This is a genomic window from Streptomyces sp. NBC_01515 (assembly GCF_045040345.1).
GTDB lineage: Bacteria > Actinomycetota > Actinomycetes > Streptomycetales > Streptomycetaceae > Streptomyces.
Window position 1 is genome coordinate 3,681,958 of sequence record NZ_CP109416.1, and the last position, 21,667, is coordinate 3,703,624.

Sequence of the window (21,667 nt, forward strand, 5' to 3'; positions counted from 1 at the left end):
AACGTGTTTCTGCCCACTACGATCAGCAGGGCCCGACCTTCCCGCACCTTCCCCGTCCCTTCCCCCAAAAAGGACACATACCTCATGGGTTCCGCCAAGAACACCGGTACCGCGGCGCGCAAGGCCCGCATCGAGGAGATGCGGCGCGCCGAGCAGTCCCGCGAGCGACGCAGCCGGATCGTGAAGATCGCGGCGAGCGCGGTGGTCGTCGCCGGTCTCGTCGTCGGCGGTGTCGCGGTCGTGCACGCGCAGTCCGGCAAGAAGGGCAGTTCCGCGAGCGACTCGAAGAACTCCGCTTCGGGGCACTTCGTGGCGGGCGCGGACGGTGTGAACACGTGGAAGGGCACGCTGGGCCGCACCCACGTCACGGGCACGGTGAAGTACCCGATGCACCCGCCGGTCGGCGGCAACCACAACCCGGTCTGGCTGAACTGCAACGGCGACGTCTACACCAAGGCCGTCAAGGACGAGAACGCGGTGCACGCGCTGGAGCACGGCGCGGTCTGGGTGACGTACAGCAAGAAGGCCTCGGCGGCCGACATCAAGGCGCTCGCGACCAAGGTGAAGTCGACTCCGTACTCGCTGATGAGCCCGTACGACAGCCAGAAGGACCCGATCATGCTGTCGGCGTGGGGGCACCAGCGGACCGTGAAGAGCGCGAGCGACCCGGCCGTGAACACGTTCTTCGAGAAGTTCGTGCAGGGCAGCCAGACGCCGGAGCCGGGCGCCGCGTGCACGGGCGGGCTGTCGCAGTGAGGTCCGCGGCTCTGATCGCGGGGGCCGCGGCGACGGCGCTCGTCGCGGCCGGCGCGATCACGTACGCGGTCGCCGAGGACGGCAGCTCATCGACCAACTCCCCTGCTCCTACGGCCGGTTCGGCGGACGCGGGCTTCGCGCGGGACATGGCGGTCCATCACCAGCAGGCCGTCGAGATGTCGTACATCGTGCGGGACCGGACGAAGAACGTGGAAGTGCGGCGCCTTGCATACGACATCGCGCAGACGCAGGCCAATCAACGGGGCATGCTGCTGGGCTGGTTGGACCTGTGGAACCTTCCGAAGGTGTCGGCCGACCCGCCGATGACCTGGATGGGCATGGGTGACATGGCGTCCGGCAAGGACGGCGCGCTGATGCCGGGGATGGCGACCAACACCGAGCTGAAGAAGCTGAACACGCTGAGCGGCAAGCCCGCCGAGGTGCTCTTCCTGCAGCTCATGACGGACCACCACAAGGGCGGTATCCACATGGCCGAGGGGTGTGTGGAGAAGTGCCGGGTGGGGGTGGAGAAGCGGCTGGCGCAGGGGATGGTCGCCGCGCAGCAGTCGGAGATCCAGTTGATGGCCGACATGCTCAAGGAACGTGGCGCAAAAGCGCGTTCGTAAAGCATCCCTGGTCGTTCGTTACATGCCCGTAAGGAAAAAAGCCCCCAATTCGCCCTGGGTGACGGTTCCTTGGGCTTCTCTTGACTTTCGCGTTCCCCTGGCATGAACGGTTCATCGAAAGAGTGGCCCCACGTGTGATCCATCCACGGGCCTTCCCGCCGCGGGTTCCGTACGGATCGACGACGACCAACCACTCCATGCGTCGAACCGCATAGCAGGGGGTTTTATGAGATCCAATCGCGCCACCAGGCGCGCCGGCGTGAGCATGGCAGCGACACTGCCCATGATCGCCGGGGCGCTGGCGCTCGGCATACCCGCGGCGCACGCCGCGGACAGCCCGGGCCGGGACTCGCTCGCGGGCACCAAGCCCGCGTGGGCGACGGCCAAGGCGGACAAGGGAGCGACCTCCGACAGCTCCAAGGTCTCCGCCCGGGTCTACTTCGCCGGCCGGAACGCCTCCGGCCTCGCGGCGTACGCCAAGTCCGTCTCGGACCCGAGTTCGGCCCTGTACGGCAAGTACCTGAGCGCCGCTCAGGTGCAGCAGCGCTTCGGCGCCACGACGGCCCAGGTGACCGCCGTCAAGTCCTGGCTGAAGTCCGCCGGGCTGAAGGTCACCGGCACCACGCAGCACTACGTCACGGTCTCCGGTGACGTGGCCGCGGTCGAGAAGGCGTTCAGCACCTCGCTGCACAACTACTCGAAGGGCTCGAAGACCTACCGCGCCCCGTCGAAGACGGCCTCCGCGCCGGACAGCCTCAACGGTGCCGTCCTGACCGTCACCGGTCTGGACAACGCGCCGCACACGGCGAACCACGACGACGCGCTGCCGGGTCCGACCGCGGTGTTCAAGAACGCGGGGCCGTTCTCCTCGTACTACGGCTCCAAGACCGCGACCACGCTGCCCAGCGCGTACGGCAAGAAGATTCCGTACGCCGTCGAGGGCTACACCGGCAAGCAGCTGCGTGCCGCCTACGGCGCGGGCAAGTACACGGGCAAGGGGGTGCGGGTCGCGATCACCGACGCGTACGCCTCCCCGACGATCGCCTTCGACGCGGCCAAGTACGCGAAGAACCACGGCGACGCGTCCTGGAAGACCAGCCAGCTGCACCAGGTCCTGCCCTCGCAGTACACGAACACCGGCGCCGACGAGTGCGACGCCTCGGGCTGGTACGGCGAGGAGACCCTCGACGTCGAGGCCGTGCACGCGGTGGCTCCGGCCGCCGACGTCACGTACGTGGGCTCCGCCTCCTGCATGGACGACGACCTGCTCGACTCGCTCAGCAAGGTCGTCGACAACCACCTGGCCGACATCGTCTCCAACTCGTGGGGCGACATCGAGGCCAACCAGACCCCGGACCTCGCGGCCGCCTACGACCAGGTGTTCCAGCTGGGCGCGGTCGAGGGCATCGGCTTCTACTTCTCCTCCGGTGACAACGGCGACGAGGTCGCCAACACCGGTACGAAGCAGGTCGACACCCCGGCCAACTCGGCGTGGGTGACGGCGGTCGGCGGTACCTCGCTGGCCGTCGGCAAGGGCGACAAGTACCTGTGGGAGACCGGCTGGGGCACCGAGAAGGCCGCGCTGTCCACGGACGGCAAGAGCTGGACCAGCTTCCCCGGCGCCTTCACCTCGGGCGCGGGCGGCGGCACCAGCAAGACGGTGGCCGAGCCCTTCTACCAGAAGGGTGTCGTCCCGGACGCGCTCGCCAAGGCCAACAGCGCCACCGGCAACCGCGTCGTCCCGGACATCTCGGCGATCGCCGACCCGAACACCGGATTCAAGGTCGGCCAGACGCAGACCTTCCCCGACGGTTCGGAGCAGTACAGCGAGTACCGGATCGGCGGCACCTCGCTCGCCTCCCCGGTGATCGCGGCGGTCCAGGCCCTGGCCCAGGAGGCGCGCGGCGGCAAGGCGATCGGTTTCGCCAACCCGTCGATCTACTCCAAGTACGGCACGAAGGCCTACCACGACGTGACCGACAACCCGACGGGCTCCGGCCTGGCGGTGGCGCGTGTGGACTTCGCGAACGCGTTCGACGCCTCCGAAGGCCTGCTGACCTCGGTCCGCAGCCTCGGCAAGGACAGCTCGCTGTCCGCGGTGAAGGGCTACGACGACGTCACCGGCGTGGGCACGCCCGCGGACGGCTACGTCTCGTCGTTCAGCCGCTCGCAGGGTCACCACTGACCCCGTAGCGGCAACAAGTAGCGAGTAGTCACCTGTAAATGGGGTGGCGTGGGGTGCACCACACCTCGCGCCACCCCATTGCGTCGCCCTGACGATTACAGGCGATTACAGTGGACCCCGTGCCTCCACTGAACTTCTGGTCGATCTATCAGCACGGCTTCGCCCGCGTCGCCGCCTGCACGGGCCACACCGTGATCGCGGACCCGCACGCCAACGCCGAGGCCGTCCTGCGCCACGCCCGCCGGTGCGACGAGGAGGGTGTCGCCGTCGCCGTCTTCGCCGAGCTGGGCCTGTGCGGCTACTCCATCGAGGACCTGCTCCTCCAGGACGTCCTCCTGGACCAGGTCGAGGAGGCGCTGCGGGAGGTGGTGACGGGGTCGGCGGACCTGCTGCCGGTGCTGGTCGTCGGCGCCCCGCTGCGGCACCGCAACCGGATCTACAACTGCGCGGTGCTGGTGCACCGGGGCCGGGTCCTGGGTGTCGTACCGAAGTCGTATCCCCCGAACTACCGCGAGTTCTACGAGCGCCGCCAGATCGCCGACGGCGCGGACGAGCGCGGCGGTTCGATCCAAGTGGGCGGCGAGAGCGTGCCGTTCGGGGTGGATCTGCTGTTCGCGGCGCAGGACGTACCGTCGCTCGTGCTGCACGCGGAGATCTGCGAGGACATGTGGGTGCCGGTGCCGCCGAGTGCCGAGGCCGCGCTGGCGGGCGCGACGGTCCTCGTCAACCTCTCCGGCAGCCCGATCACCGTAGGCCGCGCGGAGGACCGCAAACTGCTCTGCCGCTCGGCGTCCGCGCGCTGCCTCGCCGCGTACGTCTACGCCGCGGCCGGCCTCGGCGAGTCGACCACCGACCTGTCCTGGGACGGCCAGGCGATGATCTACGAGAACGGCGCACTGCTGGCCGAGACGGAACGCTTCCCGCTGGGCGACGAGTACGCGGTGGCCGACATCGACCTGGACCTGCTGCGGCAGGAACGGCAGCGGATGGGCACGTTCGACGACAACCGCCGTACGCACCGGGCGAGGACGGCCGACTTCCGCACGGTCTCCTTCGAACTCGCCCCGCCGCTCACCGACTTGGGACTGCGCCGGCGTCTGGAACGCTTCCCGTTCGTGCCGGCCGACGCGGAACGCCTCGCGCAGGACTGCTACGAGGCCTACAACATCCAGGTCGAGGGCCTTCAGCAGCGGCTCGCGGCGATCGGCGGCCCGAAGGTGGTCATCGGGGTGTCCGGCGGCCTCGACTCGACGCACGCGCTGATCGTCGCCGCGCGGGCGATGGACCGCGCGGGGCGCCCGCGCAGCGACATCCTCGCGTGGACGCTGCCCGGTTTCGCGACCAGCGACCACACGAAGGACAACGCGCACGCGTTGATGCGGGCGATCGGCGTCACGGCGGCCGAGCTGGACATCACGCCGACGGCACGGCTGATGCTGAAGGAGATGGACCACCCCTTCGCCTCCGGCGAGCCGGTGTACGACGTCACCTTCGAGAACGTCCAGGCGGGCCTGCGCACGGACTACCTGTTCCGCCTCGCCAACCAGCACAACGGCATCGTGCTCGGCACAGGTGACTTGTCCGAGCTGGCGCTCGGCTGGTCCACGTACGGCGTCGGCGACCAGATGAGCCACTACAACGTCAACTCCGGCGTCCCGAAGACCCTGATCCAGCACCTCATCCGCTGGGTCGTCAGCAGCGACCAGTTCGACGAGGAGACCGGCAAGATCCTCACCGCGATCCTCGACACGGAGATCAGTCCGGAACTGGTACCGGGCGAGGAGATGCAGTCCACGGAGTCGAAGATCGGGCCGTACGCGCTGCACGACTTCACGCTGTTCCACGTGCTGCGGTACGGGTTCCGCCCGTCGAAGATCGCGTTCCTCGCGTGGCACGCGTGGCGCGAGGTGGGGGCGGGGGCTTGGCCGCCGGGGTTCCCCGAGGCGAAGCGGGTGGCGTACGACCTGCCGGAGATCCGGTCGTGGCTGGAGGTGTTCTGCCGCCGCTTCTTCGGGTTCGCGCAGTTCAAGCGGTCGGCGATGCCCAATGGGCCGAAGGTCTCGGCGGGGGGGTCGTTGTCGCCTCGGGGGGACTGGCGGGCGCCTTCGGATGGATCGGCGACTGCCTGGCTGCGGGATCTGGAGCGGTTCGACTAGGGCTGTTCCGGGGCACGGTCGGCAGGTTTTGTCCTCGGCTTACCGGTGTGGGGTTGGTTCATGGTGAGGACCGGGGTGAGGGTGTTCCGCGACATCCACCCTCACTCGTGACGAGGTCCGATGCGACACACCCCCCTGCTCCGCCGTGCCACGGTGACCCTGGCCGCGGCCCTCACCGTGGGGCTCGGCACGACGACGGCCCACGCGGACCCCGGAATCCCGGACATCGGCTACGGGTATGCCAACAACCCCGGGTCGGTCCGCTGTGTGCAGTTCTTCGTGAACAACTACCTCGACCTGCACCTCCTGGTGGACGGCGAGTTCGGCCCGCAGACCGAGCTGGGGGTCGAGAAGCTCCAGAAGTACTCCACCTACCACTGGGCCACGACCCAGTTGGCGGTCGACGGGATCTTCGGCAAGAACACGGGTGAGGTCGCGCTCAAGCACATCAAGCGGTACCCGCTGTCGATCGACTACCCGAAGGCCACGCGCTGCGCCCACGAGGTGCCTTCGTACGGCGTCATCCTCAACTGACGCCCCCCGAGCGGCCGGTGCCCCTCCCAACACCGATCGAGACGGGCGGGAGGGTGGGCAGGGGCGAAGTCAGGGCCGCAACGCCGGTGCCTGTTGGGGGACGTGGGCCGCGACCACGCGCTCGCGGCCCGGTACCGCGCGGCGCCGGTCCACCGTCGCCGCCGTAGCGGCAACTCCCAAGCCCAGCACGGCCAGTACCGCTCCGGCCAGCGCGGGGGACGTGGCGCCGAAGCCCGCCGCCAATGCGAGGCCGCCGATCCAAGCACCGCCCGCGTTGGCCAAGTTGAAGGCCGCCTGGTTTGCGGAGGAGGCCAACGACGGGCCTGCCGAGGCCTTTTCCATCACCATCAGCTGGAGCGGGGAGCCCGTCACGAACGCCGCTACGCCCAGCAGGATCACCGCCAGTGCCGCCGTCCACTCCGTCGTCATCAGGACGGGGAACAGGGCCAGGACCACGGCCAGGGACGTCAGGCCGCCGAACAGGGTGCCCCGGAGGGAGTGGTCCGCCAGGCGGCCGCCCACCAGGTTGCCCGCCGTCGCGCCCACGCCGAACAGAGCCAGCAGCAGCGTCACGCTGCCCTCCGCGAAGCCGGCCGCGTCCGTGAGCATCGGGGTGATGTAGCTGTACGCCGAGAACAGCGCGCCGAAGCCGGCCACTGTGGTGCCGAGGGCCAGCCAGACCGGGAGGGAGCGAAGCGCCGCCATCTCGCGGCGCAGGCCCACCGCGGGCGCCTGTGCGTGGTCGTGCGGGATCAGGAACGCCAGGGACGCTATCGCCGCGACGCCGATGACGCTCACGCCGAGGAACGTGGCCCGCCAGCCCAGGTGCTGGCCCATCAGCGTGGCCGCCGGTACGCCCACGACGTTGGCGACCGTGAGGCCCAGGAACATCAGGGAGACGGAGCGGGCCTTGCGTTCGGGCGCGACCATCGTCGTAGCGACCACCGCCCCTACGCCGAAGAAGGCGCCGTGCGGGAGGCCGCTCAGGAAGCGGGCCGCCAGGAGGTAGTCGTAGTTCGCGGCGAAGGCCGAGAGGACGTTGCCCGCCACGAACAGGGCCATCAGGCCGATCAGGACCGTGCGGCGGGACAGGCGGGCCGTGGCCGCGGCGAGGAGCGGGGCGCCGATGACGACGCCCAGCGCGTACGCCGAGACCAGGTGACCCGCCGTGGGGATGGAGACGTGCAGGTCGTCCGCGACCTCGGGCAGGAGGCCCATGATCACGAATTCGGTGGTGCCTATACCAAAAGCGCCGACGGCCAGAGCGAGCAGGGCCAGGGGCATGGAAGTGCCTGTGCCTTTCGAGGGAGAGCGGAGTTCCGTACTGCCAAGCTTAAGTTCAGTTACGGAACAAAGACTCCCAGGCCCGCTATTCCACGAGGTTAAGAGCTCGTGTCGAGGTTCACACGAGCCGCGATCGGGAGATGGTCGCTGCCCGTCTTGGGGAGGGTCCACGAGGACACCGGTTCGACGCCCTGGACCATGATCTGGTCGATCCGCGCCATCGGGAACGACGCCGGCCAGCTGAACCCGAAGCCACTGCCCGCCGCGCCCTGCGTGGAGCGCATCTGGGAGGTGACGGCGTTCAGCGAGCGGTCGTTCATCGTGCCGTTCAGGTCGCCGAGGAGGATCTTCCGCTTGAGCGGCTCGGCGGCGATGGCCTCACCCAGCGCGTCGGCGCTCGTGTCGCGCTGCCGGGCCGTGAAGCCGGCCTGGATCTTCACCCGCACCGAGGGAAGGTGGGCGACGTAGACCGCGATCTGTCCCTCGGGGGTCGCGACGGTGGCGCGCATGGCGCGCGTCCAGCCCAGCTTTATGTCCACGGCCTTGACGCCGGTCATCGGGTACTTGCTCCACAGCCCGACCGTGCCCTCGACCGAGTGGTACTTGTACGTCGACGCGAGTGCCGTCTCGTACGTCGGGACCGCCGACGCGGTCAGTTCCTCCAGGGCGACGATGTCCGCGCCGGACGCGGCGACGTCGCGGGCCGTACCGGCCGGGTCGGGGTTCTCCGCGTTGACGTTGTGCGTGGCCACCGTCAGGTCGCCGCCGGTGCCGGTCTTGTCGCTGAGCAGCAGGCCGCCGAAGAGGTTCAGCCACACGACCGTCGGGAGGACGACGGCGATGAGCGCGGTCGCCGACTTCCGGACCAGGCCGAGGATCAGGAGGACCGGGATCGCGAGCCCGAACCACGGCAGGAACGTCTCCGTGAGGCTGCCGAGGTTGCCGATCCGGTTCGGGATGCGCGAGTGCAGCAGCATGACGAGGGACAGGAGGAGCGCGAGCGCGGCGAGGACCAGGCCCCGGCGCCAGATCCGCGGATCGCCTCGCCAGCCGCCGGTCACTCTGTTCCACAGGCGCCGAAGCCGGGATCCGCGCGGCTCGTCCCCCGAGCCGCCGTCGTCCGTCTCCGCCACATACGCCTGCTGTGCCATACCGTCGCCTCACTACCTGCCGTGCACACCATCGTCCCCGCGCCTACGACCCTAGGGGATGATCGGTTCCGATCCGCCGTCCCATGACGGCCGTACGGGCACGAGGACGAACAAGTGGGTGTCCGGAGTTCCGAACACGCGCGGCCGTAGCGCCTTCTGTGACGGAACGCGCACATTCGCGCGCCGCGCACACCGACTACGAACTGACGGGTCGTAGGGCCACCAGCACCGTGTCCACGAGGAGTTCCGACAGTCCCTCGGGGAGGTCCGCGTCGGCGCGCATGACGGTGCGCAGGAGCATCGGGCCGACCAGCATGTCGTTCATCAGCTCGGGGTCGAGGTCGGTGCGGAGTTCGCCGTTCTCCTGGGCCCGGCGCAGGAGGTCGACCTGCTTGCGGCGGCGGGGTTCCACGACCGTCGCGTGGTAGGCCGCCCACACCTTCGGGCTGCTCTTCATCTGTGCGAACACGTTGTGCAGGATCGCCGAGGACCGGGTCAGCAGGCCGCGCTGGCGCAGCTGTTCCATCATGGCCACGAGGTCGTCGCGCAGGGAGATGCCGGGCAGTTCGGGGTCCTGCGGCTCGGCCTCGCGGACGACGTCGACGAACAGTTCCTCCTTGCCCGGCCAGCGGCGGTAGATGGTGGCCTTGCCGACTCCGGCGGTACGGGCGATGCGCTCGATGGAGAGTTCGGCCAGCGGCACGCCTTCCTCCAGGAGCTTCATCACGCCCTCCGTGATGGCCCGTTCGACGGCCTCGCTGCGCGGGCGCCCCCTGGTGGGCGCGCACGGCCGGGTCCCGTTGCCGGTGCCATGGTCGTTGCCGGTGGCGGTGCCGTTGTCGGCAAGGCTCACTTCACTCCGTCCCTTCCGCTGTTCCCCCCGTTCCCGTCCTGGGTGATTGTCCTCGCTATTCCCCTACGACGACCAACTCCGGCTCCTCCTTGCCCTCCTGAGGGACCGGAGGCCTGCCGGGCAGGAAGAGGAACGCCACTACGGCGCCGACGAGCGCGACGCCCGTACCGCACAGGGCGGTGACGTGCATGGCGTGCAGGAAGGCGTCGTTGGCCGGGGTGACCAGGGCCCTGCCCTGCGGGCCGAGCTTCGCGGCGACACCGAGGGTGGCCTCGATGGACTCGCCGGCGGTGTCCCGGAGGGCGGCCGGTACCGAGCCGAGCTTGCCCTCGATGCCGTTGCGGTACGCCGTGGACAGCACCGAGCCGAGGACGGCGATACCGAGGGCGCCGCCGACCTGGCGGAAGGTGTTGCTCAGCGCGGACGCGGAGCCCGCCTTCTCGCGCGGCAGCGCCTGCATGATGACGACGCTGGTCGGGGTCATGACGTGGGCCATGCCGGCGCCCATGAAGAAGAAGATGACCTCCAGGATCCAGATCGGCGTGTCCGCCTTGAGGGTCGCGAAGGCGGCGAGCATCCCGGCGAGCACCAGCAGGCCGACACCGGTCGTGATCCGGTTGCCGAACCGGTTGACGACCAGCCGGGCCCGCGGCGCGAAGACCATCTGCGCGGCGGCCAGCGGCAGCATCAGCAGGCCGGTCTGCAGCGGCGAGTAGCCGCGCACGCTCTGGGTGTAGAAGACCGAGAAGAAGGTCACGCCCATCAGCGCGAAGAAGACCAGCGCGATGGCGGCGATCGCGGCCGAGAACACCTTGTTCTTGAAGTACGTGACGTCGATCGACGGGTGGTCGCTGCGCTTCTCGAACCACACGAACCCGGCGAGCACGACGACACCGGCGATGATCGTCGCCAGCACCTTCGGCGCCGTGAAGTCGGCCAGCTCGCCGCCCTCGATGATGCCGTAGACCAGCAGGACGAGGCCTACGACGGACAGGGCGACGCCGACCGGGTCGAGGCGGCCGGGCTTCGGGTCGCGGGAGTCGGGGACCAGCCAGATCATCAGGGCGAGGGCGACCAGCACGATGGGCACGTTGATCAGGAAGACCGAGCCCCACCAGAAGTGGGCGAGGAGCACACCGCCGGTGATCGGGCCGATCGCGATGGCGAGGCCGACGCCGCCGGCCCAGATGCCGATGGCCTTGGGCTGCTCGTCGCGCTCGAAGACGTTCATGAGGACGGCGAGGGTGGCGGGCATCACGAACGCGGCGCCGAGGGCCATCAGGGCGCGGAAGGCGATGAGTTGGGTCGGTGAGCCGGACTCGGCGGCGAGCGCGGAGCCGATGCCGAACACGACGAGTCCGCCGAGCAGGACCTTCTTGCGGCCGATCCGGTCACCGAGCAGGCCCGCGGTGAACAGCAGACCGGCGAAGACGAGGGTGTAGGCGTTGATCGCCCACTCCAGCTCGCTCTGGGTGGCGCCCAGGCCGGTCGGGGCCGGGGTGGAGATGGTCTTGATGGCGACGTTGAGGATCGAGTTGTCGAGCACCACGATGAGCAGGCTCAGCATCAGCACGCCGAGGATGGCCCAGCGGCGACGGTGCACCGCTTCGGGTATCCGGGTGCCGGGGACGGGTGGAGTGGTCATGCGGTCCAGACTAGGGAGCCGCGGGCCAATTACGATACGGGACCGTACCGTATCGTAAATATTTTACTCAGGCCTTACATATGCCTTCTTACGCATGTGCCTCAACACGCATGCCTTCGTACGTGACGCGGGCGACTGGGGTCCCTCTGGCCCTCTGTGGCACGAGGTGCCACCATGGAGGGGATCTGGGGACGCCGTAAGGGTGCCTCAAGATGACTGAAGGAGCCGTTGCAATGACGCAGCTTTCGGCTGCCCAGGCTGGGAAGAACAGCTCCTCCGACGGCAGCAAGACGCTGTACGGAGGCAAGGGCACACGCCGTATCACCGTCCGGGACATCGCCCTCGCCAAGGAACGCGGCGAGAAGTGGCCCATGCTCACCGCCTACGACGCGATGACCGCGTCCGTCTTCGACGAGGCCGGGATCCCGGTCATGCTCGTCGGGGACTCGGCGGGGAACTGTCACCTCGGGTACGAGTCGACCGTGCCGGTCACCCTCGACGAGATGGCCATGCTGTCCGCGGCCGTCGTACGGGGCACGAGCCGCGCCCTGATCGTGGCCGACCTCCCCTTCGGGTCCTACCAGGAGGGTCCGGTGCAGGCGCTGCGCTCGGCGACCCGGCTGGTGAAGGAGGCCGGGGTGGGTGCCGTGAAGCTGGAGGGCGGTGAGCGGTCGCACGAGCAGATCCGGTTGCTGGTCGAGTCCGGGATTCCGGTCATGGCGCACATCGGTCTGACCCCGCAGTCCGTGAACTCGATGGGGTACCGGGTGCAGGGGCGGGGCGAGGAGGCGGCTCAGCAGTTGCTGCGGGACGCGAAGTCCGTGCAGGACGCGGGGGCGTTCGCCGTTGTACTGGAGCTGGTTCCGGCGGAGTTGGCGGCCGAGGTGACTCGGGTGCTGCACATTCCCACGGTCGGGATCGGGGCCGGTGCGGAGACTGACGCGCAGGTGTTGGTGTGGACCGACATGCTGGGGCTGACCGGCGGGAAGATGCCGAAGTTCGTGAAGCAGTACGCGGATCTCCGAGGGGTCATGGGGGACGCGGCGAGGGCGTTCGCGGAGGATGTCGTGGGCGGGACGTTCCCGCTTGAGGAGCACTCGGTCCACTGACCGGGCTGACTGATCTGGCCCATCTGAGCCACTGCGGCACCATGGCAGCCCGCCGATCTTCCCCCGTCGGCGGGCTGCCCCCTCTTTTGCGCCTAAACCGGCGCCGCTCTCGCGGAGGTGGTTGCTCGCCATCGTGGTTCCTCAATTGATGGTTGCGGTGATCGTCGGAAGATTGTCGCTGCCGTCGGTCAGTTGTCGGCGGCTGTCGGTGGCTGTCGGTGGGATGTAGGCGTTCTGTCGGTCGGCCCTGGCACTGTCATCCGCATGACGCGAATCGACAAGAATTCCGGCGGCACGGCCGTGTCCGTGCGGGGGCTGGTCAAGCACTACGGCGAGACCAAGGCGCTGGACGGCGTCGACCTGGACGTCCGGGAGGGCACCGTGATGGGTGTGCTCGGGCCGAACGGTGCCGGTAAGACCACCCTCGTACGGATCCTGTCCACGCTGCTCGCCCCGACCTCCGGCGAGGCCACCGTCGCCGGCTACGACGTCCTGCGCCAGCCCCGCCAGCTGCGCCGGGTGATAGGCCTCACCGGCCAGTACGCCTCCGTGGACGAGAAGCTCCCGGGCTGGGAGAACCTGTACATGATCGGGCGGCTGCTCGACCTGTCCCGCAAGGACTCCCGCGCCCGCGCCGACGAACTGCTGGAGCGGTTCTCGCTGACGGACGCGGCCAAGCGGCCGACGAGTACGTACTCCGGCGGTATGCGGCGGCGGCTCGACCTGGCCGCCTCGATGATCGGGCATCCGCAGGTGCTGTTCCTGGACGAGCCGACCACCGGGCTCGATCCCCGCACCCGCATGGAGGTGTGGACCGAGGTGAAGTCCATGGTCGGCGGCGGCGTGACCGTGCTGCTCACCACCCAGTACATGGAGGAGGCCGAGGCGCTGGCCTCCGAGCTGACCGTCGTCGACCACGGCAAGGTCGTAGCGGGTGGCGCCATCGACGAGCTGAAGGCCAGGGTCGGGGGGCGGGCATTGCGCATCCGGCCCGCCGATCCGCTGCAACTGCGGCCACTGGCACGGGCGTTGGACGAGCTGGGTATCACCGGACTCGCCACCGTCACCGTGGACGTGGAGAGCGGAACCGTCCTGGTGCCGATCCTCAGCGACGAGCAACTAACCGCCGTGGTCGGCGTGGTGAGCGCCCGTGGCATCACCATCGCCGCCATCACCACCGAACTCCCCAGCCTGGACGAGGTGTTCCTGTCCCTCACCGGACACCGCGCCAGCGCCCCGCAGGACTCCGTGCCCACCCACGACCGCGAGGAGGTCGCCGTATGAGCGCCGTCACCGTGAACCCCGCCGGCGTATCGGCGGCGGACCCCCGTATCCCGCTGCGCAACCACCTGCGCCACACCGGCGCGCTGATCCGCCGCAACCTGCTGTGGATCCGGCAGGACCCGGAGTCGATGTTCGACGCCATCCTGTTCCCGGTCATCTTCACGCTGCTGTTCGTGTACGTCTTCGGCGGCTCGATCGGGCAGTCGCTCGGCGGCGGGCAGCACGCGTACGTGCAGTACGTCGTGCCCGGCCTGCTCGCCATGATGGGCATGAACATGGCCCAGGGGGTGGGCACCGGCTTCAACACCGACTTCCACACCGGGGTCATGGACCGCTTCCGGTCGCTGCCCATCGGGCGCGGTTCGGTGCTGATCGCCAAGATCGTGGTCGAGATCATGCGCATGCTGGTCGCGTGCGCCGTCCTGATGGTCGTCGGTGTCCTCGTCGGCTTCGACATCCACCGCTGGGGCGGCATGTTCGCCGCGATCGGGCTGTCCGCGGTGTTCGGCTCGGCCCTGATGTGGGTGTTCATCACCCTCGGCGTGACCATGAAGAGCGCGCAGTCCGTGCAGGCCATGGGCTTCCTGGTGCTGATGCCGCTGCAGTTCGGCTCGTCGATCTTCGCGCCGACCGGGTCGATGCCGGGCTGGCTGCAGAACTTCACCGACTACAACCCGCTGTCCTCCCTGGCGGACGCGGCCCGCGGGCTGATGGTGGGCGGCCCGGTCGCCCACGGTGTGCTGCTGACGCTGGCCTGGTCGGTGGGGCTCACCGCGGTGATGGCCCCGATCGCCATCCACAAGTTCCGCACCAAGACCTGACCCGGCCGTGCGTCCCGTCCCACCGGGTCCGTGCCGGCCTCACACCAGGGCGGCAGCCTCCCTCGCGGAGAGGCTGCCGCCTTCGGCGTACTCGGTCTCGTACGACTCGTAGGCCGCGTCGCCGAGCACGGCGCGCGCTCGCAGCTCGGCCCGGCGGTACACCTCGCGCTCGACGGAGGTCGCGACATGCCCCTGCGGCAGCAGCGCCCGCGCCGCGACGAGGCAGCGGACACCGTCCTTGGCCCGGCTGCCGCCGTCGAGTTCGGCGAGGACGACCGCGGCGATCCCCAGGTACAGGGAGGCCATGCTCGGGGCGATGGCCTCGGACAGTGGGTCACCGGCCCGCTCCAGCGCTTTGCGGACCTTGTCCAAGGACTCCTCGTAGTTGCCGTCGACCGCCTCCACCCACGCCTCCGAGCCGAGGATGAACGCGTCGAAGACGACGAAGTGGGAGATCGTGAACTCCTCGCGCAGCAGCCGCATCTCCTCGCGTGCCTCCTCGACGCGGCCGGACATGGTGAGCCGGCTCGCGAGGAACATCCGGGCGGCGGGCATCGCCTCGCTGCCCTGACCGTTCTGCTTCTCGATCACCTCGCGCAGCAGGCGCTCGCCCCGCTCGAACTCGCCGGCCTCGATGAGCGCGCTCCCCAGCCGGGCGCCGAGTACGGCCGTCTGGCCGTGGGCGCCGAGCCGTTCGGCCTGTTCGATCGCGGCCTCGTAGTCGAGGGCGGCCAGGTGGTAGTCGCCGGTGCGTTCCCGGGCCTCGGCGCGGGCGGAGAGCGCCTCGGCGGTGCCCCAGGCGTCACCGAGGCGGCCGAAGATCTCCAGCGACTCGTCGGCGTCCCGGGCCGCGTCGCCCGCCCAGTCGGTGCGGTTGGCGAGCATGTTGGCGCGCATCTGGAGGGTGGTGGCCAGTTCCCACTCCATGCCGGGGTTGGAGCGGCAGGTGTGGACGTCGGCGTCGAGGATCGCGGGCAGCCGCTCCGCGCTGCCGCTCAGCAGCACGGCGAAGAACCAGAACATGCCGGGCGTACGGCAGGTCTGCGGCAGGCCCGGTTCGTAGACCTCGGCGATGAGGCGCAGCTTCTCCTTCGCGGCCGGCGCCTCCCAGGCGTCCAACTCCGTGTCCATACAGGCCAGATGCGCGAGATGGAGTCCGCGCCGGGCCTCGGCGAGGAGTTCTCCGGTGAGCGGGGGCGGAACGTCGGTGCAGCGCTGCCAGACCGGGGCGGCGCGCTGGACGGGGGTGGCGAAGGGGTCCGGCCCCAGGGCCATGACCTCGACGCACCAGTTGCGGGCCTCCATGCGGACGTCGCGCATGTGCCAGTACCAGGTCAGCGACAGGACGAGGCAGATCGCCTCCTGTTCGTCGCGCTCGGCGACGGCATGCCGCAGGGCGGTGCGGAGGTTCTCGTATTCGAGCTCCAGCCGTCCCACGGCGGCGAGTTGGCCGGGGCCGCGCAGCAACGGGTCGGTGGTGCGCGCGAGTTCGCGGTAGTACGTCAGGTGGGCGCGCTCGGCGCGGGGGCGGCGGCCGGCCTCGTCGAGCCGTTCGCCCGCGTACTCGGCGACGGTCTCCAGGAGCCGGTAGCGCATCTCCCCCTCGCCCGAAGGGGCCGCCACCACAAGGGACTTGTCGACGAGGGAGCCGAGCGTCTCGAACGCGACCGGCCCGCACACGGCCTCGGCGGCGGCGAGGTCGCAGCCGCCGGCGAAGACGGACAGGGTGGTCAGCACGTCCCGTTCGTCCGCGTCGAGCAGGTCCCAGGACCAGTCGACGACGGCCCGCAGGGTCTGCTGGCGGGGCAGCAGCGTACGGCTGCCCGACGTGAGCAGCCGGAAGCGGTCGTCGAGCCGGTCGGCGATCTGACGCGGCGTCAGCATCCGTAGCCTGGCTGCCGCCAGCTCGATGGCGAGGGGCAGTCCGTCGAGCCGCCGGCAGATCTCGGCGCAGGCCTCGGGGTCGTCCTCGACGCTGAACCCCGGCCGGGCGGCGGCACCCCGGTCGGCGAGCAGCCGTAGCGCGACGGGGTCGGGCAGCGGTTCCACCGGGCGCAGCAACTCGCCCGGTACGCCCAGGGGTTCGCGGCTGGTGGCGAGCACGGTGAGGCCGGGGCAGCGCTCCAGCAGGGTCTCCACGAGGCGGGCGGCGGCGTCCACGACGTGCTCGCAGTTGTCGAGGACGATCAGCATCCGGCGGCTGCCGCAGTGTTCGGCGAGCCGGTCGACGGGGTTGTCGTACCGCTCGCCGCCGGCGGCCCGGATCGCCTCGGCGCCGGCGCCGTACATCACGGTCTCGCGCGCGCCGACGGCGGTGAGCACGGCCGTCGGTACCGCGTCGGGGTCGTCCACGGGGGCGAGTTCGGCCAGCCAGACCCCGTCCCGGGCCGCGTCCCGCACCCCTTCGGCGGCCTCCTGCGACAGCCGCGTCTTCCCGGCCCCACCGGGTCCGAGCAGCGTCACCAGCCGGGCCGAGGCGAGATCACCCCGGATGACGTCGATGTCGGCCTCCCGGCCGACGAAGGAGGTGAGGCGGGCGCGGAGGTTGCCGGGGGGTGGGATGGCTCGGGGGGAAGCGGCGACCGCGCGGGTGGGGGTGGACGTACTGGGCGCGGGCGCGGGGGCGAGGCTGAGCAACTCCCCGTGCAGCGCCCGCAGTTCGGGACCCGGATCGGAGCCCAGCCGGTCCGCCAGGAGCTGTCGTACGTCCTCGTACGCGGCCAGTGCCTCGGCCGTGCGGCCCGTCGCGCGGAGGGCGCGCAGGCGGAGGGACTGGAGGGGTTCGTCGAGGGGGTGGGTGTCGCAGAGGGCGGTCAGTTCGGGGAGGGCGGTGTCCGCGGTGCCGAGGGCCACGGCCGCGGTGAGGCGGGCGCGGCGGGCGTCCAGGTGGCGGGTCTCCCAGCGGGCCGCCTCCGCCGTGCGGTCGGGGAGGTCGGCCAGGGCCGGGCCGTTCCACAGGGCGAGCGCGTCGTCCAGGACCTCGGCCGCCTTCGCGGGGTTGCCGTCGGCCAGCGCCCGCAGCCCCTCCCCCGTGAGCCGCTCGAAACGGTGCAGGTCGATGTCGTCGGGGGCGGCGGCGAGCCGGTAGCCGCTCTCCGCCGAGGTGATCGCGTCGGCGCCGAGCACCCGGCGCAGCCTGCCCACCAGCGCCTGGAGCGCACCCGTGGCATCGGCCGGCGGGTCGACGCCCCACACCTCGTCCACCAGGAGGCTCGCGGGCACGGTCCGACCGGGCCGCAGGGCGAGCACGGTGAGCAGGGCGCGCAGCCGCGCCCCGCCGACCGTGACGGGCGTACCGTCGGGCCGTAGTGCCTGGGTGGTGCCGAGAATGCGATAGCGCACGGGGTCCATTGTCTCCGGTGGCGTGGAAGGCGGTCACGGGGTTGCGGCGGCGCGGCGCCGGACGCGCCACGACGCCTCCCCAAGAAGCCCCCGAGGGGTGACGGGGTCGTAGAACGCGTGCCAGAGTCCCATGTCCCCACCTTCCCCGGAACCGACGGCCGCTCGCGAGACGTTTTCCCCAGTGCCCGGTACCGTCGGGCTTCGCGTCCACCGACCCAGCAGGGAGCCCGCCCCCATGACCGCCACCACCACCCGCCCCAGTGACCGGCGGATCAGTCCCGTCTTCCTCGGGATCCTGGCTGTCACGGCGGTGACCGGCTGGGCCACCTGGACCGGGTTCGCCGAGAAGCCGGGCATCGCCGTGTTCCTGTTCGTGACGGCGGCCTGGATCGTCTCGCTGTGTCTGCACGAGTACGCGCACGCGCGCACCGCGCTGCACAGCGGTGACATCTCGATCGGCGGGAAGGGCTATCTGACCCTCAACCCGCTGAAGTACACGCACGCCCTGCTCAGCATCGTGCTCCCGGTGATCTTCGTCATCATGGGCGGCATCGGCCTGCCGGGCGGCGCGGTGTTCATCGAGCGGGGCCGCATTCACGGCCGCTGGAAGCACAGCCTGATCTCGGCGGCGGGCCCGCTGACGAACGTACTGTTCGCGGCGGTCTGCACGGCCCCGTTCTGGCTGCACTCCCTCGACGGGGTGCCGGCCGACTTCCAGTACGCGCTGGCCTTCCTGGCCCTGCTCCAGGTGACCGCGGCGATCCTGAACTTCCTGCCGGTGCCGGGCCTGGACGGCTACGGCGTGATCGAGCCCTGGCTGTCGAACGACATCAAGCGGCAGGTGGAGCCGTTCGCGCCGTTCGGCCTGCTGTTCGTGTTCGCGCTGCTGTGGGTGCCGTCGATCAACCGTGAGTTCTTCGACATGATCGACGCGGTCCTGCGAGGGCTGGGCGTCAGCGACTGGCAGACGTCGAGCGGCTACAGCCTCTACCAGTTCTGGCGCTAGGCGGTGCGGCCCCGCTTGAAGTAGTACCAGCACATGTTGGACGACAGCCCCGCGAGCAGTACCCACACGATGCCGATCCAGCTGCCCTCCACGAAGGAGACGACCGCCGCGGCCACGGCGAGCAGGCAGACGACGAGGGCGTAGAGGGCGAGGCGGGGCATGGGATCGGCTCCTGTCGGCAGAACAAAGGGGACACCGGTGGTCGGTTGCCACCAGTGTCCCCCACGCGCTCAGACGTCCGTGACGCGCAGGCCCGCGTGTGCCTTGTAGCGGCGGTTGACCGAGATCAGGTTCGCGACCAGGGACTCCACCTGGTGCGCGTTGCGCAGCCGGCCGGCGAAGACACCGCGCATGCCGGGGATACGGCCGGCCAGCGCCTGCACGATCTCGACGTCGGCGCGCTCCTCGCCCAGCACCATCACATCGGTGTCGATCTCGGCGATCTCCGTGTCCATGAGCAGCACCGCCGACAGGTGGTGGAAGGCGGCGGCGACCCGCGAGTCGGGCAGCAGGGCGGCGGCCTGTTCGGCGGCGCTGCCCTCCTCCGGCTTCAGCGCGTAGGCGCCCTTCTTGTCGAAGCCGAGCGGGTTGACGCAGTCGACGACGAGCTTGCCGGCCAGTTCCTCGCGCAGCGACTCCAGGGTCTTGCCGTGGCCGTCCCAGGGCACGGCGACGATCACGACGTCGCTGCGGCGCGCGGTCTCCGCGTTGTCGGCGCCCTCGACCCCGTGGCCGAGTTCGTCGGCGGCGGCCTGCGCGCGGTCGGCGGCGCGGGAACCGATGATCACCTTCTGGCCGGCCTTGGCGAGCCGGTAGGCGAGGCCCTTGCCCTGCGGCCCGGTCCCGCCGAGCACGCCGACGACCAGTCCGGAGACGTCGGGAAGGTCCCACGGGTCCTTGGCGGGGGCCTTCGCGGGGGCGGTCCCGGAGGCCGTCGCGGGGGCCGTCGCGGGGGTCTGTGCAGCACTGTCGGTAGAGGTCATGGGCCGACTTTACGTCCGGCTCCGGACCCGTATCGGGTCAGGTGAGGTCCGTCACGGGCACCCGGCGGAAGGTGATCGTCTCGTACGGCCCGAAGTCGCCGGTCTCGTAGAGGAGTCCGACCGTGTCGCCGTCGACGCGTACGAGGTCGGAGTAGGCGGCGGGCAGTCCGTCGACCGTGTGCACGGGGCGCCAGGTGGTGCCGGCGTCGGTGGAGGCGCGCAGGGTCAGCAGGGCGCGGGCGGCCGGGTCGCCGGGCCCGGAGTACAACAGCACGTCGGGGTCGCGGAGTTGAAGGACGCTGGCCTCGCAGACGGGGGCGGTGAGGCCGGCCTGCGGGCGGAAGGGTTTCACGAGGGTCTTGCCGCCGTCCGCCGAGTACGCGTCGGCGCGGTGACCGGGGGCCGTCGCGTCGTTGCGGGTGTTGAAGTAGACGCGCCCGTCCGGGAGTTCGGCGGCGGTGGTCTCGTTGCAGTTGACGTAACCGTCCGGGTTCTCGTCGACGTAACCGAGGGACCAGGTCTCGCCCTTGTCGTCGCTGAGCAGGCAGTGGCCGCTGTTGTACTTCCCCTCATTGCCTACGTCCGTCCCGGCCGGCGGGGTCGTGTGGTTGCCGGGGACGACCACGCGGCCGGTGCTCAGCTGGACGGCGTGCCCGGGGGTGGTGGCGTACCAGCGCCACCCGGGCTTCTTCACCTGTGCGGTGATCTCCTTCGGTGCCGACCAGGTGACGCCGTCGTCGTCGCTGCACCGCACCCACACCCTGCGCCCGTCGGCCGCCGTCACCTTGCCGCGCAGGATGGCGTCCTCGGTGGCGGCCGCGGCGGCGCGGACGTGAACGAGCAGGATGCGGCCGGTGTCGAGGACGACGGGGGCGGGGTTGCCCGCGAGGTCTTTGCCGTTGTCGGCGGCGACGGTCTGCGGGCCCCAGGTGCGACCGCCGTCCGTGGAACGCCGGAGGACGATGTCGATGTGGCCGTGGTCGCTCGCGGAGTCGACCCGGCCTTCGCAGAACGCGAGGAGGGTGCCGGCGGCGGTGACCACGACGGCCGGGATCCGGTAGCTCGCGTAGCCACCTTGGCCTGCGACGAAGGGGACGGATACATCTGCGGTCTGTGCGGTCTCTGCGGTTTCTGCAGTCTCTGCGGTTTCTGTCATGAGGTGACTCCTTGTGGGACCGATGAGCCCGTACCATCCCCAAGTTGGGCGAATTCATGGTGAACTCCACGTCACGAGTGGCTGGTTGGGGCAGGATGCGCGGACATGGATGCCGTACGGGTCGCGCTGTTGCGTGAAGTGCTCGCCGGGACCGAGTGGTTGGGGGCCACGCGACGGTTCGCGGGGGTGTTGCGCGGGTCGGTGGTGTCGCACGGGGGTGGGCTGCTGCTGGTGGGCACGCCCGCGTACGAGCCGTGGCATCTCGCGGCGCACCTGGTCGACGAGGCCGCGTGGTCGGGTACGCCCGAGTTGGCGCCGACTCTCGTACGACACGACGCGCGTCCCTCGGATCCGGCGCACCTGGCCGTCGGACTCGGCCGGATCGAGGCGGCCCGGCGTGGCGAGACGCTGCTGGTCGTGTCACCGGAGGGACCGGGTGCCCCGCTCCTGGAGCGGGTCCACGACGCCCGCCGGGCCGGCGCGACCGTCCTCGCGCTGGGCTCCGGTGACCGCGAACTCGCCTCCCTGGCCCACGAGTCACTCCCCGTACCCGAGGGCACGGACCTGGACCTGGACACCGTCCAGCACCTGGTGAGCGCGGCGGCCGGCGAGAACGTCCTCCCGGCGACACGGGGGCGGCGCCGCTTCCGTGACCGGTTGTCCCGCCTGACGGACCATCTGACGGCACCGCCGCCCGCGCCCTGGTAACAGGTCTCCCACCCACCCAACCCGTCCAGGTCAGCTGAGAGGTGAACGAAAAGCGCGGCACCGGACCG

Annotated in this window: 18 protein-coding genes; 10 read left to right on the forward strand and 8 right to left on the reverse strand. The window is 70.3% G+C overall.

All coding sequences use genetic code 11. The features are described 5' to 3' along the window. Positions 1-84: 84 nt before the first annotated feature. The 5 genes from OG407_RS16315 to OG407_RS16335 all read left to right on the forward strand — a co-directional run bounded on the left by OG407_RS16315 (position 85) and on the right by OG407_RS16335 (position 6,257). Entirely contained in the window at positions 85-756 is a 672-nt protein-coding gene (locus tag OG407_RS16315) for a DUF3105 domain-containing protein (RefSeq protein WP_405858724.1), read from the forward strand. Continuing rightward, positions 753-1,382 (forward strand): DUF305 domain-containing protein, encoded by a 630-nt coding sequence (locus OG407_RS16320; protein ID WP_403602209.1) that lies wholly within the window; start codon positions 753-755, stop codon positions 1,380-1,382. Before OG407_RS16315 ends, OG407_RS16320 begins: the two co-directional genes overlap by 4 nt. A 265-nt stretch (positions 1,383-1,647) precedes the next feature. Continuing rightward, a complete protein-coding gene (locus OG407_RS16325; RefSeq protein ID WP_405858726.1) occupies positions 1,648-3,567 on the forward strand; it encodes a protease pro-enzyme activation domain-containing protein in 1,920 nt (639 codons plus the stop codon). Between the two features lie 119 nt (positions 3,568-3,686). Next, entirely contained in the window at positions 3,687-5,723 is a 2,037-nt protein-coding gene (locus OG407_RS16330) for an NAD(+) synthase (protein ID WP_405858728.1), read from the forward strand. A gap of 120 nt (positions 5,724-5,843) precedes the next feature. Further along, positions 5,844-6,257 carry a peptidoglycan-binding protein gene (locus OG407_RS16335; protein WP_405858730.1) on the forward strand — a complete coding sequence of 138 codons (414 nt, stop codon included), beginning with the start codon at positions 5,844-5,846 and terminating at the stop codon, positions 6,255-6,257. 69 nt (positions 6,258-6,326) lie between these two features. On the opposite strand, the gene OG407_RS16340 is transcribed toward OG407_RS16335, so the two are convergent. The 4 genes from OG407_RS16340 to OG407_RS16355 form a co-directional block, all read right to left on the reverse strand. Further along, positions 6,327-7,541: an MFS transporter gene (locus OG407_RS16340; RefSeq protein WP_405858732.1), complete on the reverse strand. Its 1,215-nt coding sequence runs from the start codon at positions 7,539-7,541 to the stop codon at positions 6,327-6,329. A 98-nt stretch (positions 7,542-7,639) separates the two neighbouring features. After that, positions 7,640-8,692 (reverse strand): endonuclease/exonuclease/phosphatase family protein, encoded by a 1,053-nt coding sequence (locus OG407_RS16345; RefSeq protein WP_405858734.1) that lies wholly within the window; start codon positions 8,690-8,692, stop codon positions 7,640-7,642. A gap of 196 nt (positions 8,693-8,888) precedes the next feature. Then, positions 8,889-9,545: a TetR/AcrR family transcriptional regulator gene (locus OG407_RS16350; RefSeq protein WP_405858736.1), complete on the reverse strand. Its 657-nt coding sequence runs from the start codon at positions 9,543-9,545 to the stop codon at positions 8,889-8,891. A 55-nt stretch (positions 9,546-9,600) separates the two neighbouring features. Continuing rightward, a complete protein-coding gene (locus tag OG407_RS16355; protein ID WP_405858738.1) occupies positions 9,601-11,190 on the reverse strand; it encodes an MFS transporter in 1,590 nt (529 codons plus the stop codon). A 233-nt stretch (positions 11,191-11,423) separates the two neighbouring features. Between OG407_RS16355 and panB the strand changes: the two genes are divergently transcribed. The 3 genes from panB to OG407_RS16370 all read left to right on the forward strand — a co-directional run bounded on the left by panB (position 11,424) and on the right by OG407_RS16370 (position 14,404). Continuing rightward, positions 11,424-12,299: a 3-methyl-2-oxobutanoate hydroxymethyltransferase gene (panB, locus tag OG407_RS16360; protein WP_405858740.1), complete on the forward strand. Its 876-nt coding sequence runs from the start codon at positions 11,424-11,426 to the stop codon at positions 12,297-12,299. A gap of 264 nt (positions 12,300-12,563) precedes the next feature. Then, positions 12,564-13,583, forward strand: a complete 1,020-nt coding sequence (locus OG407_RS16365; RefSeq protein WP_405858742.1) for an ATP-binding cassette domain-containing protein — start codon at positions 12,564-12,566, stop codon at positions 13,581-13,583. Then, positions 13,580-14,404: an ABC transporter permease gene (locus OG407_RS16370; protein ID WP_329351082.1), complete on the forward strand. Its 825-nt coding sequence runs from the start codon at positions 13,580-13,582 to the stop codon at positions 14,402-14,404. Before OG407_RS16365 ends, OG407_RS16370 begins: the two co-directional genes overlap by 4 nt. A 39-nt stretch (positions 14,405-14,443) precedes the next feature. Here the strand turns inward: OG407_RS16370 and OG407_RS16375 are convergent, their stop codons facing one another. Continuing rightward, on the reverse strand, positions 14,444-17,755 hold the full coding sequence (locus OG407_RS16375; protein ID WP_405858744.1) for a BTAD domain-containing putative transcriptional regulator: 3,312 nt from the start codon (positions 17,753-17,755) through the stop codon (positions 14,444-14,446). A 226-nt stretch (positions 17,756-17,981) separates the two neighbouring features. Between OG407_RS16375 and OG407_RS16380 the strand changes: the two genes are divergently transcribed. Next, positions 17,982-18,752: a site-2 protease family protein gene (locus tag OG407_RS16380; protein WP_405858746.1), complete on the forward strand. Its 771-nt coding sequence runs from the start codon at positions 17,982-17,984 to the stop codon at positions 18,750-18,752. Here OG407_RS16380 and OG407_RS16385 read toward each other — a convergent pair. The 3 genes from OG407_RS16385 to OG407_RS16395 all read right to left on the reverse strand — a co-directional run bounded on the left by OG407_RS16385 (position 18,749) and on the right by OG407_RS16395 (position 20,891). Then, positions 18,749-18,913, reverse strand: coding sequence for a hypothetical protein (locus OG407_RS16385; RefSeq protein WP_403602175.1), 165 nt, complete (start codon positions 18,911-18,913; stop codon positions 18,749-18,751). The two genes, OG407_RS16380 and OG407_RS16385, sit on opposite strands and share 4 nt — an antisense overlap. 69 nt (positions 18,914-18,982) lie before the next feature. Continuing rightward, positions 18,983-19,735 (reverse strand): NADPH-dependent F420 reductase, encoded by a 753-nt coding sequence (npdG, locus tag OG407_RS16390; protein WP_405858748.1) that lies wholly within the window; start codon positions 19,733-19,735, stop codon positions 18,983-18,985. Positions 19,736-19,772: 37 nt separating this feature from the next. Next, entirely contained in the window at positions 19,773-20,891 is a 1,119-nt protein-coding gene (locus OG407_RS16395; protein ID WP_405858750.1) for an exo-alpha-sialidase, read from the reverse strand. A 105-nt stretch (positions 20,892-20,996) separates the two neighbouring features. Between OG407_RS16395 and OG407_RS16400 the strand changes: the two genes are divergently transcribed. Beyond that, the gene (locus OG407_RS16400; protein ID WP_405858752.1) at positions 20,997-21,599 is read left to right on the forward strand and encodes a hypothetical protein; all 603 of its coding nucleotides are present in this window, start codon (positions 20,997-20,999) and stop codon (positions 21,597-21,599) included. The last annotated feature ends 68 nt before the right edge of the window (positions 21,600-21,667 follow it).

What these genes read in the sequence shown, in the direction of transcription:
- OG407_RS16365 (WP_405858742.1), top strand. Translation starts at nt 12,564, where the DNA reads ATGACGCGAATCGACAAGAATTCCGGCGGCACGGCCGTGTCCGTGCGG.
- OG407_RS16315 (WP_405858724.1), top strand. Translation starts at nt 85, where the DNA reads ATGGGTTCCGCCAAGAACACCGGTACCGCGGCGCGCAAGGCCCGCATC.
- npdG (WP_405858748.1), bottom strand. Translation starts at nt 19,735, where the DNA reads ATGACCTCTACCGACAGTGCTGCACAGACCCCCGCGACGGCCCCCGCG.
- OG407_RS16395 (WP_405858750.1), bottom strand. Translation starts at nt 20,891, where the DNA reads ATGACAGAAACCGCAGAGACTGCAGAAACCGCAGAGACCGCACAGACC.
- OG407_RS16355 (WP_405858738.1), bottom strand. Translation starts at nt 11,190, where the DNA reads ATGACCACTCCACCCGTCCCCGGCACCCGGATACCCGAAGCGGTGCAC.
- OG407_RS16385 (WP_403602175.1), bottom strand. Translation starts at nt 18,913, where the DNA reads ATGCCCCGCCTCGCCCTCTACGCCCTCGTCGTCTGCCTGCTCGCCGTG.
- OG407_RS16380 (WP_405858746.1), top strand. Translation starts at nt 17,982, where the DNA reads ATGACCGCCACCACCACCCGCCCCAGTGACCGGCGGATCAGTCCCGTC.
- OG407_RS16340 (WP_405858732.1), bottom strand. Translation starts at nt 7,541, where the DNA reads ATGCCCCTGGCCCTGCTCGCTCTGGCCGTCGGCGCTTTTGGTATAGGC.
- OG407_RS16335 (WP_405858730.1), top strand. Translation starts at nt 5,844, where the DNA reads ATGCGACACACCCCCCTGCTCCGCCGTGCCACGGTGACCCTGGCCGCG.
- OG407_RS16325 (WP_405858726.1), top strand. Translation starts at nt 1,648, where the DNA reads ATGGCAGCGACACTGCCCATGATCGCCGGGGCGCTGGCGCTCGGCATA.
- OG407_RS16400 (WP_405858752.1), top strand. Translation starts at nt 20,997, where the DNA reads ATGGATGCCGTACGGGTCGCGCTGTTGCGTGAAGTGCTCGCCGGGACC.
- panB (WP_405858740.1), top strand. Translation starts at nt 11,424, where the DNA reads ATGACGCAGCTTTCGGCTGCCCAGGCTGGGAAGAACAGCTCCTCCGAC.
- OG407_RS16370 (WP_329351082.1), top strand. Translation starts at nt 13,580, where the DNA reads ATGAGCGCCGTCACCGTGAACCCCGCCGGCGTATCGGCGGCGGACCCC.
- OG407_RS16345 (WP_405858734.1), bottom strand. Translation starts at nt 8,692, where the DNA reads ATGGCACAGCAGGCGTATGTGGCGGAGACGGACGACGGCGGCTCGGGG.
- OG407_RS16375 (WP_405858744.1), bottom strand. Translation starts at nt 17,755, where the DNA reads ATGGACCCCGTGCGCTATCGCATTCTCGGCACCACCCAGGCACTACGG.